The sequence below is a fragment of the Bacteroides finegoldii DSM 17565 genome, assembly GCF_000156195.1.
Classification (GTDB): domain Bacteria; phylum Bacteroidota; class Bacteroidia; order Bacteroidales; family Bacteroidaceae; genus Bacteroides; species Bacteroides finegoldii.
Window position 1 is genome coordinate 51,537 of sequence record NZ_GG688334.1, and the last position, 14,292, is coordinate 65,828.

Annotated in this window: 20 protein-coding genes and 1 pseudogene; 7 read left to right on the forward strand and 14 right to left on the reverse strand. The window is 44.5% G+C overall.

The window, feature by feature from the left end; all coding sequences use genetic code 11:
- Positions 1-173 (reverse strand): annotated as a pseudogene (locus BACFIN_RS24020) (IS256 family transposase); the annotation flags it as partial.
- A gap of 241 nt (positions 174-414) precedes the next feature.
- Here BACFIN_RS24020 and BACFIN_RS02285 point away from each other — a divergent pair.
- From BACFIN_RS02285 to BACFIN_RS02270, 4 genes are read left to right on the forward strand one after another with little or no spacing between them, the layout of a single operon-like run.
- Positions 415-960: a helix-turn-helix domain-containing protein gene (locus tag BACFIN_RS02285; RefSeq protein ID WP_007757469.1), complete on the forward strand. Its 546-nt coding sequence runs from the start codon at positions 415-417 to the stop codon at positions 958-960.
- 1 nt (position 961) lies between these two features.
- Positions 962-1,333, forward strand: coding sequence for a hypothetical protein (locus BACFIN_RS02280; RefSeq protein ID WP_007757470.1), 372 nt, complete (start codon positions 962-964; stop codon positions 1,331-1,333).
- Entirely contained in the window at positions 1,330-3,357 is a 2,028-nt protein-coding gene (locus BACFIN_RS02275) for a bifunctional DNA primase/helicase (RefSeq protein ID WP_007757471.1), read from the forward strand. Before BACFIN_RS02280 ends, BACFIN_RS02275 begins: the two co-directional genes overlap by 4 nt.
- A gap of 43 nt (positions 3,358-3,400) precedes the next feature.
- Entirely contained in the window at positions 3,401-3,604 is a 204-nt protein-coding gene (locus BACFIN_RS02270) for a helix-turn-helix domain-containing protein (protein ID WP_032839940.1), read from the forward strand.
- Between the two features lie 322 nt (positions 3,605-3,926).
- On the opposite strand, the gene BACFIN_RS02260 is transcribed toward BACFIN_RS02270, so the two are convergent.
- The gene (locus tag BACFIN_RS02260; protein ID WP_007757477.1) at positions 3,927-4,415 is read right to left on the reverse strand and encodes an SLOG family protein; all 489 of its coding nucleotides are present in this window, start codon (positions 4,413-4,415) and stop codon (positions 3,927-3,929) included.
- Positions 4,412-4,981: a hypothetical protein gene (locus BACFIN_RS02255; protein WP_007757478.1), complete on the reverse strand. Its 570-nt coding sequence runs from the start codon at positions 4,979-4,981 to the stop codon at positions 4,412-4,414. Before BACFIN_RS02255 ends, BACFIN_RS02260 begins: the two co-directional genes overlap by 4 nt.
- A gap of 445 nt (positions 4,982-5,426) precedes the next feature.
- Between BACFIN_RS02255 and BACFIN_RS02250 the strand changes: the two genes are divergently transcribed.
- A complete protein-coding gene (locus BACFIN_RS02250) occupies positions 5,427-5,684 on the forward strand; it encodes a helix-turn-helix domain-containing protein (protein WP_032839925.1) in 258 nt (85 codons plus the stop codon).
- Between the two features lie 33 nt (positions 5,685-5,717).
- On the opposite strand, the gene BACFIN_RS02245 is transcribed toward BACFIN_RS02250, so the two are convergent.
- The 4 genes from BACFIN_RS02245 to BACFIN_RS02230 all read right to left on the reverse strand — a co-directional run bounded on the left by BACFIN_RS02245 (position 5,718) and on the right by BACFIN_RS02230 (position 7,026).
- Positions 5,718-6,095, reverse strand: coding sequence for a hypothetical protein (locus tag BACFIN_RS02245; RefSeq protein WP_007757480.1), 378 nt, complete (start codon positions 6,093-6,095; stop codon positions 5,718-5,720).
- Between the two features lie 77 nt (positions 6,096-6,172).
- Positions 6,173-6,535: a hypothetical protein gene (locus BACFIN_RS02240; protein WP_032839926.1), complete on the reverse strand. Its 363-nt coding sequence runs from the start codon at positions 6,533-6,535 to the stop codon at positions 6,173-6,175.
- A gap of 1 nt (position 6,536) precedes the next feature.
- On the reverse strand, positions 6,537-6,704 hold the full coding sequence (locus BACFIN_RS02235; RefSeq protein ID WP_007757483.1) for a hypothetical protein: 168 nt from the start codon (positions 6,702-6,704) through the stop codon (positions 6,537-6,539).
- A 7-nt stretch (positions 6,705-6,711) separates the two neighbouring features.
- Entirely contained in the window at positions 6,712-7,026 is a 315-nt protein-coding gene (locus tag BACFIN_RS02230; protein ID WP_007757485.1) for a hypothetical protein, read from the reverse strand.
- A 428-nt stretch (positions 7,027-7,454) separates the two neighbouring features.
- On the opposite strand from BACFIN_RS02230, the gene BACFIN_RS22800 reads away from it, so the two are divergent.
- The gene (locus tag BACFIN_RS22800; protein ID WP_153834730.1) at positions 7,455-7,631 is read left to right on the forward strand and encodes a hypothetical protein; all 177 of its coding nucleotides are present in this window, start codon (positions 7,455-7,457) and stop codon (positions 7,629-7,631) included.
- 954 nt (positions 7,632-8,585) lie between these two features.
- Here BACFIN_RS22800 and BACFIN_RS02225 read toward each other — a convergent pair.
- The 7 genes from BACFIN_RS02225 to BACFIN_RS02195 all read right to left on the reverse strand — a co-directional run bounded on the left by BACFIN_RS02225 (position 8,586) and on the right by BACFIN_RS02195 (position 13,895).
- Positions 8,586-9,620: a Fic family protein gene (locus tag BACFIN_RS02225; RefSeq protein ID WP_007757493.1), complete on the reverse strand. Its 1,035-nt coding sequence runs from the start codon at positions 9,618-9,620 to the stop codon at positions 8,586-8,588.
- 273 nt (positions 9,621-9,893) lie between these two features.
- Entirely contained in the window at positions 9,894-10,367 is a 474-nt protein-coding gene (locus BACFIN_RS02220) for a hypothetical protein (protein WP_007757496.1), read from the reverse strand.
- An 85-nt stretch (positions 10,368-10,452) separates the two neighbouring features.
- Complete coding sequence (locus BACFIN_RS02215) at positions 10,453-11,217, reverse strand: ParA family protein (protein WP_007757501.1); 765 nt, start codon at positions 11,215-11,217, stop codon at positions 10,453-10,455.
- Between the two features lie 350 nt (positions 11,218-11,567).
- Complete coding sequence (locus tag BACFIN_RS02210) at positions 11,568-12,842, reverse strand: PcfJ domain-containing protein (protein WP_007757504.1); 1,275 nt, start codon at positions 12,840-12,842, stop codon at positions 11,568-11,570.
- On the reverse strand, positions 12,839-13,270 hold the full coding sequence (locus BACFIN_RS02205; RefSeq protein WP_007757505.1) for a PcfK-like family protein: 432 nt from the start codon (positions 13,268-13,270) through the stop codon (positions 12,839-12,841). Before BACFIN_RS02205 ends, BACFIN_RS02210 begins: the two co-directional genes overlap by 4 nt.
- 52 nt (positions 13,271-13,322) lie before the next feature.
- Entirely contained in the window at positions 13,323-13,559 is a 237-nt protein-coding gene (locus tag BACFIN_RS02200) for a DUF6926 domain-containing protein (RefSeq protein WP_007757507.1), read from the reverse strand.
- A gap of 33 nt (positions 13,560-13,592) precedes the next feature.
- Positions 13,593-13,895: a hypothetical protein gene (locus tag BACFIN_RS02195; RefSeq protein WP_007757512.1), complete on the reverse strand. Its 303-nt coding sequence runs from the start codon at positions 13,893-13,895 to the stop codon at positions 13,593-13,595.
- Between the two features lie 85 nt (positions 13,896-13,980).
- Between BACFIN_RS02195 and BACFIN_RS22810 the strand changes: the two genes are divergently transcribed.
- Positions 13,981-14,160, forward strand: coding sequence for a hypothetical protein (locus BACFIN_RS22810; RefSeq protein WP_153834732.1), 180 nt, complete (start codon positions 13,981-13,983; stop codon positions 14,158-14,160).
- Positions 14,161-14,292 lie beyond the last annotated feature (132 nt).

Here is a 14,292-nt window from a genome sequence, read left to right on the forward strand (position 1 = left end):
AATGATCTCCTTTGATTGGAGTGTTTCTCATAACCTAAATGGTTATCCATCTCTGCTTCCAGCATTTGTTCATAAACACGAGTATGAAGCTCTTTCATGAAAGCAGTAACATCTTCGCCAGTCTTAAACTGGGACAGAAACTCTTTACTTAAAAATTCTTTAGGAATGTCCATAAAATCTGATTTTTACAAAGTTAATATATAAATAAAAAAACTACGAGAAAAATCCCGTAGTTTTCTATTTACACAATCAGATGGATAGTCCCTCATTTGGAACCATACAATATCTGTATTATTCGGAAGGCTTTGCCAAAGAAATCATGTAGATGTTTGTGAAAAGGCTTTCTTGAGACATTTATGCTTTTCAAAATATAGTTTATACAGACCTTACCTATTGACTATCTCCTATTCGGCAATGGTTGAAGGTAAATTAGTGCCATTAGCTCCTATAGTGATGCTAATGGCACTTTTTGACGCCAATTCACTACTGTTCCTATTGATTTTATGTCTCTTATATTATTTCCCTGAATTTTTAGTTGAACTTGCTTCTACGGAAATGTTTTGTGCCCAAGAAACAAGAATTTGCCTGTTTGGGAAAGATAATCTCCGCTTAGAAGCTACTAACTTTATATTTATGGAAAATATAGGAACAATGCTAAGAAAGCAACGTGAATTGAAAGGTTTTTCACAAGAGTATGTAGCTGGTTTAGTGGGTGTTAGTACCTCTGTAATTTCAAAGATTGAGACCGGTAAAACCAAAGCAAGATTTGATGTAATCAGCAACATTTGCAAGGCTTTGGACATGAATTGGTACGATTTACTTTCCCCAGAGGAAAGACGCAGTAAAGAAGACTGCCGGATCAACCTCAATATCAACGTTTCCAGCCCGCAACAACTGAAAGAATACCTTGACATATTGGGAAAAGACAACTTGCAAATCAAGAATCTAAAGAACAAATAGTATGGAAGTGATAACGATAGACAGCATTGCTTTTCAGAAACTGGTTGAACAGCTCAACCGGATTGAAAGCTACGTGGAGCGTACAACAGAGTTGTATCGTGATATAGACGATGCCTTGGAAATAAGCACCAAGGACCTGATGACCATCTTCTGTATCTCAGAATCTACGCTGTACAGATGGCGGAAAGGAGGTTCCATCAGTTTCAGATATACCGAAACCGGTAGCGTACGTTTTTCATACAGTTCCCTGTTCATGGCAATAAAGTGTTTCCGCATAAAGATTCCGGGTATGGCGAAGGAGGAAGCACTCAAACGACTGTCTGATTATAAAGACGGGATTCTTCTGAACAAATGCACAACTGAAACCAAATGATAGACAAGGAAGATATACTGGAACGCACAGGCCGCGGGCTTGCCGTGTTCAAACATTACATCAACTTTCCGGTGCGACCCGGAAAAAATTTCAGGAATCCGCTCTACGAAGACCGGATTGCTTCATGCAATATCTATTATGACCGGCATGCCCAAGTGTTCAAGATGAAGGATTTCGGAAATAACGAATATTCGGGCGACTGCTTCTGGTTCGTCGGCATGCTTTACGGATTGGACGTGAAAAGAGACTTTGTCGCTATCATCAACCGTATTGTATCGGACCTGAACATCACCATAGTCCACACAGGAAACAACGATATGCCTGCTCGTAAAAAGGCAGTTGAAAAACGTATCATCATGAATGAGAATGACAATCCAATAAGAAAGGACTACCATACAGAGGTTAAACCCTTTTCAGTTGCTGAACTTGCATACTGGCAGCAATATGGAATCAAGCCGGATACTTTAGAAAGATACAATGTACATTCCTTAAAGTCATTTGAGGGCTATAACCGTTCCAATAAAATGTATAAAATCAGTTCATCTGCAACAGAACCCATGTTTGCTTACATGGGCATTGGATTTACCAAGGTATACCGGCCTCGAAATCAGAATATGCGGTTCTTTTATGGAGGAGAGATGCCTGAGGTGTACTGTTTCGGTCTGGAACAGCTACCCAACAAGGGGGACATGGTCTTTATCACCGGAGGAGAAAAGGATGTAATGTCACTTGCCTCCAAAGGATTCAATGCCGTTTGTTTCAACAGTGAAACGGCCGCCATACCCACTTCACTGATTGAGATGTTTGACCGTAAGTTCCGTCATATTGTCTTTCTGTACGATATGGACGATACAGGCCGGAACGAATCTGCCAGACGCATGGATGAATTGTCCTCGTTTCATGTACTCAGAATGGAACTGCCTATATCCGGAGCAAAGGGAGACAAGGATATTTCCGATTACTTTGCTTCCGGAAAAAGTGCAGCGGACTTTCAGGTACTGATTACCTCCATGCTGGAGAAGCTTTACTCACAAACTATGATGCTTTTAAAATCTTGCGAAATGGACTACAACAATCCTCCCGAATCTTCCAAAACAGTGGTTTCCGTCAACGGAGTACCGCTTGGGACCTACGACAACCTTCTATGTATAACAGGTGGTGAAGGTACCGGAAAAAGCAATTTCGTATCAGCCCTGATTGCAGGTACACTTGCTGACGACACACAAAACATCGACACGCTTGGCTTTGAAGTTTCACCAAACTACTCTGATAAGGCCGTGTTGCACTATGATACTGAGCAGTCTGAGTTTCAGTTATTCAAGAATCTGAGCAAGACAATCAAACGTATCGGATTACCTGCGCCACCGGATTTTTACCATACGTTCTATCTGGCCCCTATGTCAAGAAAAGAGCGTATCAGCATGATCCGTGACAGCATGGATTTGTATTACCACCGGCACGGAGGAATCCACCTCGTTGTACTGGATGGCATTGCAGACCTTATCCGTTCGGCCAATGATGAAGCGGAAAGCATTGCCATTGTGGATGAAGTGTACCGCCTGGCCGGAATCTACAAAACCTGCATCATCTGTGTGCTGCATTTTGTGCCCAACGGAATAAAACTGCGCGGGCACATCGGCTCGGAGCTGCAAAGAAAAGCGGCAGCCATCCTATCCATTGAGAAGAATGAGAATCCTGCCTATTCCGTAGTCAAGGCAATCAAAGTCCGTGACGGCAGTCCGTTGGATGTACCCATGCTGCTTTTCACATGGGACAAACAGAAGGACATGCACGTATCTGCCGGTGAAAAGCCGGCCGAAGACAAGGAGAAACGGAAAAAGGAGGAGTTGCAGGGTATCATAAAAGAAATCTTCCGAAGCCGGAAGAAAATCACGTACACTGAACTCGTAACCGAACTGATGCAGGCGATGGACATCAAGGAAAGGACAGCCAAAAGCTATATCAGCTACATGAAAACGAACGGTATGCTGAATCAGGACAGTTCGAACAACTACCAGCCTTGATGCTTCCGCTATTGGGAATAGTCAATCTAACAATTTAATGCTTATGAGAGAAATGAAACCTACATGCGACCCGAACGGGGTCTATTCCGTCAAACGTGTATGCGCCGAGCTGGGCATAAGCTACAAGACACTCCGGAAATACAGGGAAAGCGGCTATATCAAGCCGCTGAATCCGGGCAATGTCTATCGGCCTAAGTATTCCGGACAATCCATCATTGATTGCTGGCATATCCTATGCACCCTCTGAAACAACCGGCAGACTTGGACTCCCACCACACCAGTCCAAGTCTGTTTTCAGAAAATAGACACAAAGTGAAATTCTATCTTTGGTTTTCAGATAAGGATTCCGCTTTGTGTCATCTATAAATAACCCGTGAGCAGACTCATGGGTCTTCATCTAAAACAATCCCGTCATGTATGCAGGCAAACAGAAAAATCCATCAAAACTTTCATTTATAAGTATTTCAGTGGACTTAGTTTTAATTTAGGCTCTCTCCCAAAAACGCAAAATGTCGAAATCAGCAAAATGTTTTTAGCGGTTTTTGTCGGAATCAGCAAAATGTTTGGCATCAAAAGAGATTGACGACAGTCATCCCCCTCTTCCGAGCCTCACGGCAAGTATAATAAGTCCCTCCTTTCTGTTTTCCGTCATAATAGGCAATCACAAAGTTTGAATGCTGCAGCATGAAGTCATTTCGTCTGAGCAGACATCCTTTATAATAGGTATCACTCAACACAATCACCTTGTCTGCCTTGACAAGTATATGGTCATATCGTTGCTGTTCTGCCAAGTCCCAACGGCTGCTTTGTCCTCTGAACGGCACAACAGCTATCAGTTGCAGATAAGGAAGGCGAGCTTTGAGGGAAAGAACTTCCTCCGCTGCGAGCATGTCGAAACCCAAAGCCATCCCACAGATACATTGGTACTTTCCTTCCTTGTAAGCAAGAGAAACGGCCTTTCTGAGCCGTTCTCTCACCTTATCTTTCTGTTCGGGTGCAATATTCCGATGCCCTGTAAAGGCTATGGAAGCCTCCTTTATCGTAAATCTTTGTTTCATTGTCTGTTTACTTTATAGTGAGTTTTAGCCAGGAAGATACCCCCGATAACATGTGCGCCCAAATTCTCCAACTGGTCAGCATAGGTAGCCCATGTGATGCCGCGAGTGATAACATCATCAAATGTCACTACGGATTTTCCACTGAACCAATCTTCATCAAAATCGATGATATGCACTTTGCGGATTTCCTTTTCCATCTTCCGGTTTTCATGAATGGCAAGCCGTCCGCCGATTACCCTTACATGCTCATAGCCGTTGATAGCTCCGGTCAGTTCACAAACCCTTTCACAAAAATCCTTGTAACGAAGTTCGTTCTTTGGACTTGTGGATGCCGGAACTTGAACAAAAACAATATTCTTGCAGGATTCGCCATATTGTTCCTGCATGCTTGCTGCGGTCATTTGCGCTACCGCTTCAAAACTTCTTCCGTCTTTGAAATCGTACACCATCTGTCTGTCGGCAATTTCCTTTTCACCGACGTTGCGAATACGCTTGGGAAAATACTTGCAGAACCATGTCTGAGGTTTTGCCAACTGCTTCTTGAGGTTATTGTCAATCTGTGCCATACGCTCTGATTTTTTTCCCTTCTGTTTTGCTGTTTTTCAGCTTGTCCGAAGGGATATTTTTTGCTTTTATCAGAGTGCTGGCAGCTCAATAAGGCAAATTCAGGGCAGAAAATACGCTCAACTTGTTTGAGGAAGATTTTCTGCAAGGGATTTGACGTTTGGTGATGACAGCAATACCTTTGCAAAAAAATATCCTCGCAGGCAGAGATGACAAAATAGAACTGTCACCGTCTATACCAATCCTGTTTCTGAACTTATACATCCCATAAACAGAAATCGCAAGTCATTCCCATATAAATCATTCAGGAAAAACCGAACTCACCTTGGCAACAAGTAATGAGTAATACAAAGTCTTTCAAAGCATCACAATATCCCTCATTATCAAAGATTTTACCTATTGTAAGAATGGACCTGCATGAGTAACTTTACACCCAAAAGAATACTTATGAACTATATACAGCAAATACAAACGATTGTGATACTCCCGGAAAAAAGATATTCCGTGAAGGAAGCCTGTATCTTCCTCGGCATCCACCGGTGTACCATCTATGACTACATCAGACATGAGGAACGTCCGCTTCCTTTTATCCGGATCCATACCGATAAAAGAGGCATCGTATTCCAGGGAAGCGACCTGCTTGCCTATAAAGCGGCAGGTCTCCCCAAGAAAGGGCGCAAATTCAAAGACAGTACATCTCGGTAGAAGGCTGTCTTTGAATAGTAGTAGAATGTGGGGTCAGTTCCATTGGTTCCAGGGCAAGCCTGCCAGCAATGACTTTCCGTCAGCTTCCCTCAGTTCGCAAGCCAGCAGCCACGCATCAGTCCGGATGGTATCCATGTCGTTTACCGCCTGCTGATACCGGGAAGGAGCCATAGCACCTGACTGAATCATCCATTCCCCGGCACAAGTCTCAGGGTCAATGGCATCCACAAAGGATTCAATCTCCTTGATAAGGTTCTCCAACTTTCTATCTTTCATTTCAGCGGTGAAGGAAAACGGAACACCGCTCAAGGTTTTCCGATGGAAGTCAAAGAAAAGACTGCCATCTACATACTTTACAGAAACAGTCCAGCCAAGCAAGGCTGCAATGCTGAATACATTTTTATTTCTCATAAGACATAAAGCTACATACAGACCTGCCAAGTCCGTGATGGATATGGCAGGTCACTTTCTTGTTACAAATCATACGTTCAATAACCCATTCTTGCAAGGAACTCCTGCAGACGGCTGTCACGCAACTTTTTCAGTGGCACCGGATGGAAGTTTTCCTGCTGCCTTACTTGCAGCTTGCCGAAGCCTTGTTTGGTCAAATCCAACTCAATGTCCGAAAGTTCATTCAAAGAAATGTAGCCATACTCATCCTCCATCAGTCCGATGACGATACCGAACAGAATGGTGTCGTTTCCTTCTTTTTCACCTTCAAGGATGAACCACCGCACACCACCGAGCGCAAAGATGGCACGGCAAATAGCGTCCTTTCCCTTGCCGTCTTGGGAATAGAGAGGAAAGCCTTTCAAGGCTTCCTCCAACTGCGTTGTCATAAGTCTGCACATATCAATCCAAAATTATTTCGTCTTTATAAACATCTATTTCTGCACCACTGCTGAACTGAACCACAAAACCATGTTCAGAGAGGGCTACGATAGTTCCTCGGTGGTAGCTTCGCCAAGGGGTTATCAACTCACATTGTCTGCCGTATTCAGGAAAATCATATTCGTCCATAGTCCTGTCATTTAGAGGTTGGAAATTCGGGGTCGAAAATCAAGTCACACTCAATGAGCCGTTGATAGGCTTCTGCGGACAGCCGTGATGCCCACTCGTTGCGGTCATCGTATCTTCCCTGCTGATAGTTGTATGCCAGCTGCTTCATGAAGCCGAGGAACACCTTGAACATCTGCTGTTGCAGGTAGCGGTGCGCCCTGGTCAGTTCCCTGCCAGTCTGGTCAGGTGAGCACATACTGCCATTTACGAAGTTGGCAAACTCTTGCGCAAAAGCCTTGTCACGTTCGGAGATGGTAGCTCCGGATAATTCGGGATAATCCATAGTCAAAACAATTTAGATGGTTGCGATTCCGATTCTTCTCCCTCTTGTGAAGCCCTTTAGAGCTTCTTGGTCGGGAAAACCGTTTTTTCGTGCAGTTCCTCACTGCGGACAACAGGGAGAATAAGGCAAGTGTGAGGTCCGAGGACTTTACGGAATACCCAATTTGGCACAAATTGTGGAAGGCTGCCGGAAAGTCCTCAGTCCGAAAGCGTCAGCGGCACTTGACGTTTCTCCCGTCCGCAGTACCTTTGCACGGATAAAACGAGTTGGACCAAGAAGTTCCAATGGTTTTCAAGACTTTCCAGACTAGGACTCCAAGGGAAAAGATTAGTTCTAACAGGTCATCTCAAACATATTCCTTAGAAAGTCCGCGTAACCCAGCATCCCGACCGTCTTGAAGATGCACATCCCCGAAAACCGTTGCCGTTGTGAGAACCTACAAAGTGAAGCGAAGTGGAGCCTTGCAGGTTCTCTCTATGGCAACGGATTGGAGTATTCCGCTTGTCGCAAAAGCCTATCAGCCGAGCTTTGCTTGGTGTCACCGACACGGAGCAAACCGAATGACAAATCCTTCCCAAAAGGTCGTCACTTCCGGCATCGCATAAAATACGATAAGTCGGAAGTGGTGACCAACATCTGTGAGCTAACCGTATAAACCATTCGATGGCTCTACTTCTGCAAGCGTCAGCCTGCGTTCGGTAGAGCCATCGAGCAAGTCATCATTTGTAGATATGTTTTCCAACCTCATTGACACTGTGAGAAACAGCTGAGTGGAGCGTAGTGAGACCCTGCTGCTTCTCTCTGTGGCAATGAACTGGAACTCCCTTCAGTAGTAATAGTCTGTCAGCCTGGCTTTGCTTGGTGTCACCGACACGGAGCAAACCGGATGGCATATCCTTCCCAAAAGGCCGTCACTTCCGGCATCGCATAAAATACGATAAGTCGGAAGTGGCGACCAGCATCTGTGAGCTAACTGCCTAAACCATTTGATGGCTCTACTTCCGCAAGCGTCAGCCTGCGTTCGGTAGAGCCATCGAGCATGTCATCATTTGTAGATATGCTTTCCAACCTCATTGACACTGTGAGAAACAGCTGAGTGGAGCGAAGTGAAACCCTGCTGCTTCTCTCTGTGGCAATGGAATGGAACTTCTACTTGTAGCAAAATCCTATCAGCCGGGCTTTGCTTGGTATTGCAAATACGGAGCAAACCGGATGGCATATTCTTCCCAAAAGGTCGTCACTTCCGGCATCGCATACAATACGATTAGTCGGAAGTGGCGGCCAACATCCGTGAGCTAACCATATAAACCATTCGATGGCTCTACTTCCGCAAGCGTCAGCCTGCGTTCGGTAGAACCATCGAGCAAATCATCGTTTGAAGACCAGCTTCCCAACCTCATTGACACTGTGAGAAACAGCTGAGTGGAGCGAAGTGAAACCCTGCTGCTTCTCTCTGTGGCAATGGAATAAAACATGCAAAAAACGACAAACCTACCATGCTATGCTCCAGCCTGCATCAGGTAAGATTACCGTTTAATAATCAATAGATTTCTGTAACTTCAAAAATAAGTTTTTACAGCAAAGAGGAACTGATCAATGAAAATCTGTTTGAATGCTGCAATATTGTTCTGTTCATAGAACATCAGCATTGCTTTTTTATAGTCAATTGAATCTACACTGCGGAATGAGATAGGACAATAGCCGTAGGCAATCAAAACTCCATTGCTTATGATGCGTGCCGTGCGTTTGTTGCCGTCAGAAAATGCCTGTATATAGGAAAGGAGCACAAGAGCCAACAAAGCCTTTTCAAACACTTCATTCTTGCCGTTAATAAGCTGACAACTGTCTTCAAGGGCTTCCCTGATTTGAAATTCATTATCGAGCGGTTGATAATTTGTTCCGGTTATACCGACACGCCGATGACGGATATGGCGTTCGACCCCCAACTCCTTAACAAGCAGCGCATGGATTTCCTCTATACGAGTTAACGATATTTCTTTCAGATAATCCGGTACATCAAGGATAAAGTCAAGAGCATCCTTATGGTTGAGCAGCATCACAGCTTCCTCTTTGGTCTTTCCGTTAGCGGTCTGTTTCTCTTTCAACAGACGTTCCGTTTCAAGTAATGAATAAGTATTGCCTTCGATTTGTGAGGATTTCCATGACAGGTCTATACCCAACCTTTCCATCTCCTTACGATATTCAATATCCGTCATTTCCGAAAGGTGCAAACGGAATTTTGACTGTGCTTCATGCAACAACGCCAGCTCATCGTCTGTAAACAAACGTACATTCGGCAATATGTCACGTATCAGGTCAAAGTTAAAACTTTCCTGGACCGTGCGTTCATCAATATCCTTGTCAAAATAAGTATCAAGACTGAGTGGCATGGTCACATGAGCTTGAGGAGTGAGTTTGTATTTGGTAGCCGGTCCTTTACCGACCACCTCGATATACCCTTTTTCCACACAGTCTGCAATGACACGCTTTAAGGTACGTTCGCTTATCTCTGTAGTGACAGCATGGCCTATCTCCAAACGTTTTGAAAGCGGATGATAGTGCAAATATTGTAATATTTCAGTTTCTGTTGTCATATCTAAAAATCTTAATCGGGACAAATATACTGCTTTCTCGTAGAAAATCGGGTCAAATTGGCCTGTTTTATGTCTTTAAAATCATTGTTTTGTCCCGATTCAAATTTAAATTAAAATCATCAGCACAAGAATACAAATGAACAAACGATAGAAAAATATCAGTTTGAATGAGATGCTGCAGATGGAATATTTATAGACCTCAATTCCCAAATAACGCAGCAGTCCTGTCACTGCTGTCTGGCGCTTGCAATGACAGAACTACCGCAGAAGTTTCTACTTCCTCTTTGGCAGGCGGATTTTTCGGTTGTCTGTTTCCCATTTATCCACATAGTTGTTCAGAGCTTCAGAGATAACGTCCTTCAATAAGGCACCTTCCACAAGAGAAATGTATTTCACCTTTTGGAGCAAATCCGGATCCACAATGAAGGTGGCTCGGATTTCCTGGGGTTTCTTGGCACTTTTGGCTGATTCGCCTTTCTTGGGGCGACCCACATTCTCCCTGCGTTTGGCTTCCAGTTTGGACTTCATCTGCTCAGTAGCAGCCATTTCGGTTGTTTCTTTCTTAGAAGATGCTTTTGCTTGTACTGCCTTTGGATTTTCCTGCTTATCATTTTGAACTGCAGGCTGTTCAGTTTGTTCTACGGTTTGTTCAACAGCTTGTTCCTTAGGCTGTTCCTGCACCGATTCTGCTTGATTGGCTTCACCCATGAAGCCATCCATCAATAAGGATAAATTCTTCTTACTCATATTGTGTATTTTATTACTTGTTTACTTGCTGATTAACTTACTATGTTACCAATAACTTTTGTGATTAGTCATATAGTAAGATAGTTTACCTATTTTCCTCACGACTGATTATCTCATCTACCAGTGCTTGATAATCTGCTGCGCCGTTGCTTTTCGGTTCGTACTCAAAGATGGTCTGACCAGACAGCGGCATTTCGGCTATGGATATATTCTCGCGGATTTTCGTCTGAAAAACCTTCTCCCCATATCGTTTTTCCACCATGGAAATCACTTCCCTGTTCAACTTCCGGTTATTGAACCTGGTGAAGAAAACACCGCCTAATTCAAGCATTGGGTTTACCCTGCGTTTCACTTCCCGGACTATATCATCCAGCATGGTCAAGCCTTTCAAGGGCAAGGCTTCGGCAGTGAGCGGTATGTAGAGTTTGTCCGCTGCCACCAGCGCATTGGTCGTCACGATACCGAGTGAGGGCGAACAGTCCATCAAGATGTAGTCATACTTCTCCTTCTGTTCATCGAGGTAGGATTTGAGAATGCCCTCCCTTGCCATCATGGTAGCCATGTCTATTTCGGCTCTTGCCAGGTCCAGCGATGCCGGAACGAGGTCCAGGTTTTCACGGATGGGAACGATGGGCAGTGGTTGGTCTTTGACCAGGGTATCATAGATGCTTATTTCCGGGTCTTCGTTCTGCGTCAGCGTGAACGTAAGGTTCTGCTGTGCATCCAGGTCAATGAGCAACACACGTCTTCCTTGCAGTGCGAGTGCTGCGCCTATACATGCGGTAGAAGTAGTTTTGCCGACTCCACCTTTCTGATTGCCGATGGCTATTGTTATATTTTTTGCTACCATTTTTATAGGTTTACTATATTACTTTACTACTATATTATTATACTACAAATATACTATATTATTTTATTATTACATAATTAGTTTACCTATATTTTATTAAAAACAATACGCTATTTATATGTTGTATATCATATATTTACATCGTTTTTTTCAAAGGGAATAAAATATGGATTTACCCACTTAACTTCAATGCGTAATTAAACATATTATCATGTGAATTCTATTATATAACAAATAGATATTTGCATTAGATTTCATTTTAATATAATCAACTATTTCTACTATCCAAAATATAAAAACTCCGACCCACACCTCACGGCGGAAGTCGGAGCGGAACATATATAAGGAATTTACGCTGTCTGTTTGGCTGCGAGTATCTGATGGGCATGCGCATTGACCAGCCGGACAATCCGGTCATGGTGCGGAGTATTCGTATTGCACAGCCCACGGCTCTGTATCACTTTCCCCTCTGTCAATGAGAATTCAATCGTTTCGATGGGATTCCCCTCCTTGTCATGAGCCGATAGTATCAAGCTGTCCACTTTGGCATAGTATTCGCATTGGAAGACACAATGATGCAGGGCATTTCCCTCGGTTTGGAAGGCTTCCAGACTATCGAGTACCGAAATCACCAGGTCTTTGTCGGCGATGGTTATGCCGAAGTAGCGTGACTTCTCCTTGTAGAACTCGGCTTCCTTTCGTTTGGCTCGCTGCATCTGCTCCCAGCTTCTGCGTTTCTGCTCCATTTGGTTGTGCCGGTTCATCCAATAGTCATGCTCGGCTCTGAGGTTCTGCGGACAGATATACTTAGGGTTGCAGATGTCCTTGCCACACTGCTCCAGCAAGCGGATGGTGTCTGCCCACAATCCCATGTCCGAAGGGCGGTAGTGATGCCGGGTGGCTACTTTATACGACTGCCAGCATCGGTCAAGTTCCAAAGGTCGGTGTACAAAATAAGACACGGCATGTAAATCTTTTGACTTGAGGATGGTTTCCATCCGGCTGTCCGTCAGCACGGCTTTCATCAGTTTCATCGGGTGGCATTCGGGCAGCTTGCCTTTCATGCCGTTGCGTTTCAATTCGGGCAGCAGCAGATAGTGCGGATAAACATAGGTGTCTGCAATGAGCCAGTGAACTTCGTTCGGTCGCTTCAAGGAGATTTTGGATGCCCAATCAAAGCAGTCCACATAATAGCCCAATGTCCTTGCTCTTGCCGTGACAGCCACTTTGCCTTCGGCATTGAGCCACAGACGGCACACTTCCCAGTAGTCTACCTCCATAGGCATTCCTTTCCGGAAGGTCGTTTCCAAGCGGAAGACCCGTTGCACCTGCAAATGGTCTATTACTTCGAGGGAAGAAAAATAATAGGCTTCCTTGAGGGTGCGTTTGAGAGTGTCTTTTATCTGTAAGCGAGTACCGCAATGAGGGCAGCATACCGACTTGCCTTTTCCCTTATGGTCGAAGTGCCTGCCACAATCGCCACAGGTACACTTGTGTGCGGAAGTACGGAAGCAGACATGTCCTGCCACTTTCCGCACTGCCCATGTGAGCACTTTGGGGCTTAGGACGGTCAGCTTCTCATTGGAAGCTGCCACCTGTTTTTCTATTTTCGTTCTTGCCTTCATAGTTCCATGCCTTGAAAGAGTGAGAGTTCTTGAATGGGTTTGGATTGCGGTTTGGCTGCCTTGGGTCGGCTGTTGCGTTGTTGCAGTTTCCGCATTTCCTCCTCCTGGTATCGTTTGAGGGCGATGGCTCGTTGTTCTGCCTTTTCCTCCTCGGTCAGTTCAATGTGATGATTCACTACCACATTGCAGTCCATCGGCTTACCGATTTCCAAATCGGGTTCATCAATCGCATGGACTGCCATGGCAAACACCTCCATGTCACTGAAACCGCAGCAGCCGGATTGCTGTACGGCATGGAATATATAGTTGACCACATCGTCAATGGTGCGTGTGGTGGTTTCATACTTGGCACGGAAGAGTTCATCTTCCTTGGCTCGGTTATCAAGATAGTTCTTGATGAGTTCCTTGAAATGGTCAGTTCCTTTCATATGTTCCTATGTTTAAGCGTAAAAGATTTGATTATTCTAATGCTCTCGGCAATCAACCTACCATTACGTGGCAGTCCACCACTTCGGCAGGAAGTCCGAAAGCCGGATAGTGTGAGAAGTAAGGGAAACATTCTCCCTCTTGTTCCGTTGCGGTAGTGATACCCATGACCTTGTTCTCCGTATACCATTGGTCAATCAGAGCGATTTCTTCATCCGTCAGTCCGGTTGCATCTGAGTTGAACAGATAGCAGAGTGCCCATGTCGGGATGGCTTCAATGAGTGTATCCATAGCGTTTTCTTTTTAAGTTCGTTACTCCGTGAATTAGATGGGAAGCAGTTCCAGCAGTTTCTTTAGTGGAATGGAGTTGATGTCCGACTTGAGGAAGTGAACTATCCATTCTGGCTCTTCAAAAAGCGGGTGCATGGGTACCACACTGAAATCGTCCCCATTGGAATAGCAGTCGATTTGTGCAAAGTTGGCGCCGTCCTTGCGGATGTGAGCATAGAAAGGAGGCATACCGCAAAAGCATTTGCGGAGACTCTCTCTGTCCCACTGCAGGGTGAGTTCGTAAACACTGCCCTTGTAGAGCATCTTTTCTTTTCGGTCTTTAAGTTTGTATGCCATAGCTGAACTAATTTTTTCCCTTTGGTTTGAAGCCTTTCGGCTTCTCACTCCCGGGTGATTTTTACGATACCTCTTCTCACGAAGGGTGAAAGGGACAGAAGGCAAATGTGGCAAGGGGAAAGCAGACGGAATACCCAATTTGGCACAAATTGCGGAAGGCTGCCGGCTGCTTTCCTTGCAGCCAAGCAAAGCGCCATTTGCTGCCGTACCGACCCTTCGTTTCTTTGTATCGGAAAATTCATCGGGAGTGGAAATGCCTGACTAAGGAAAGAATCCGCCAGCTGTTAAAGATGAATGTTTAACTTTTAATCTATCCGAAAACTCACTATCTTTGCAGGCCCTGAAAATAAATGTTCAGAAAGGCACGATATAAAACAGATTTTATTACCTTACACAA

Bases quoted from the DNA above. Each gene is read 5' to 3' on its own strand.
- BACFIN_RS02230 (WP_007757485.1), bottom strand. From the start codon at position 7,026: ATGGATTATCCCGAATTATCCGGAGCTACCATCTCCGAACGTGACAAG.
- BACFIN_RS02285 (WP_007757469.1), top strand. From the start codon at position 415: ATGGTTGAAGGTAAATTAGTGCCATTAGCTCCTATAGTGATGCTAATG.
- BACFIN_RS02275 (WP_007757471.1), top strand. From the start codon at position 1,330: ATGATAGACAAGGAAGATATACTGGAACGCACAGGCCGCGGGCTTGCC.
- BACFIN_RS02215 (WP_007757501.1), bottom strand. From the start codon at position 11,217: ATGGTAGCAAAAAATATAACAATAGCCATCGGCAATCAGAAAGGTGGA.
- BACFIN_RS02250 (WP_032839925.1), top strand. From the start codon at position 5,427: ATGAACTATATACAGCAAATACAAACGATTGTGATACTCCCGGAAAAA.
- BACFIN_RS02220 (WP_007757496.1), bottom strand. From the start codon at position 10,367: ATGAGTAAGAAGAATTTATCCTTATTGATGGATGGCTTCATGGGTGAA.
- BACFIN_RS02205 (WP_007757505.1), bottom strand. From the start codon at position 13,270: ATGAAAGGAACTGACCATTTCAAGGAACTCATCAAGAACTATCTTGAT.
- BACFIN_RS02210 (WP_007757504.1), bottom strand. From the start codon at position 12,842: ATGAAGGCAAGAACGAAAATAGAAAAACAGGTGGCAGCTTCCAATGAG.
- BACFIN_RS02200 (WP_007757507.1), bottom strand. From the start codon at position 13,559: ATGGATACACTCATTGAAGCCATCCCGACATGGGCACTCTGCTATCTG.
- BACFIN_RS02260 (WP_007757477.1), bottom strand. From the start codon at position 4,415: ATGAAACAAAGATTTACGATAAAGGAGGCTTCCATAGCCTTTACAGGG.
- BACFIN_RS02280 (WP_007757470.1), top strand. From the start codon at position 962: ATGGAAGTGATAACGATAGACAGCATTGCTTTTCAGAAACTGGTTGAA.
- BACFIN_RS02245 (WP_007757480.1), bottom strand. From the start codon at position 6,095: ATGAGAAATAAAAATGTATTCAGCATTGCAGCCTTGCTTGGCTGGACT.
- BACFIN_RS02255 (WP_007757478.1), bottom strand. From the start codon at position 4,981: ATGGCACAGATTGACAATAACCTCAAGAAGCAGTTGGCAAAACCTCAG.
- BACFIN_RS02225 (WP_007757493.1), bottom strand. From the start codon at position 9,620: ATGACAACAGAAACTGAAATATTACAATATTTGCACTATCATCCGCTT.
- BACFIN_RS02270 (WP_032839940.1), top strand. From the start codon at position 3,401: ATGAGAGAAATGAAACCTACATGCGACCCGAACGGGGTCTATTCCGTC.
- BACFIN_RS02235 (WP_007757483.1), bottom strand. From the start codon at position 6,704: ATGGACGAATATGATTTTCCTGAATACGGCAGACAATGTGAGTTGATA.
- BACFIN_RS02195 (WP_007757512.1), bottom strand. From the start codon at position 13,895: ATGGCATACAAACTTAAAGACCGAAAAGAAAAGATGCTCTACAAGGGC.
- BACFIN_RS02240 (WP_032839926.1), bottom strand. From the start codon at position 6,535: ATGTGCAGACTTATGACAACGCAGTTGGAGGAAGCCTTGAAAGGCTTT.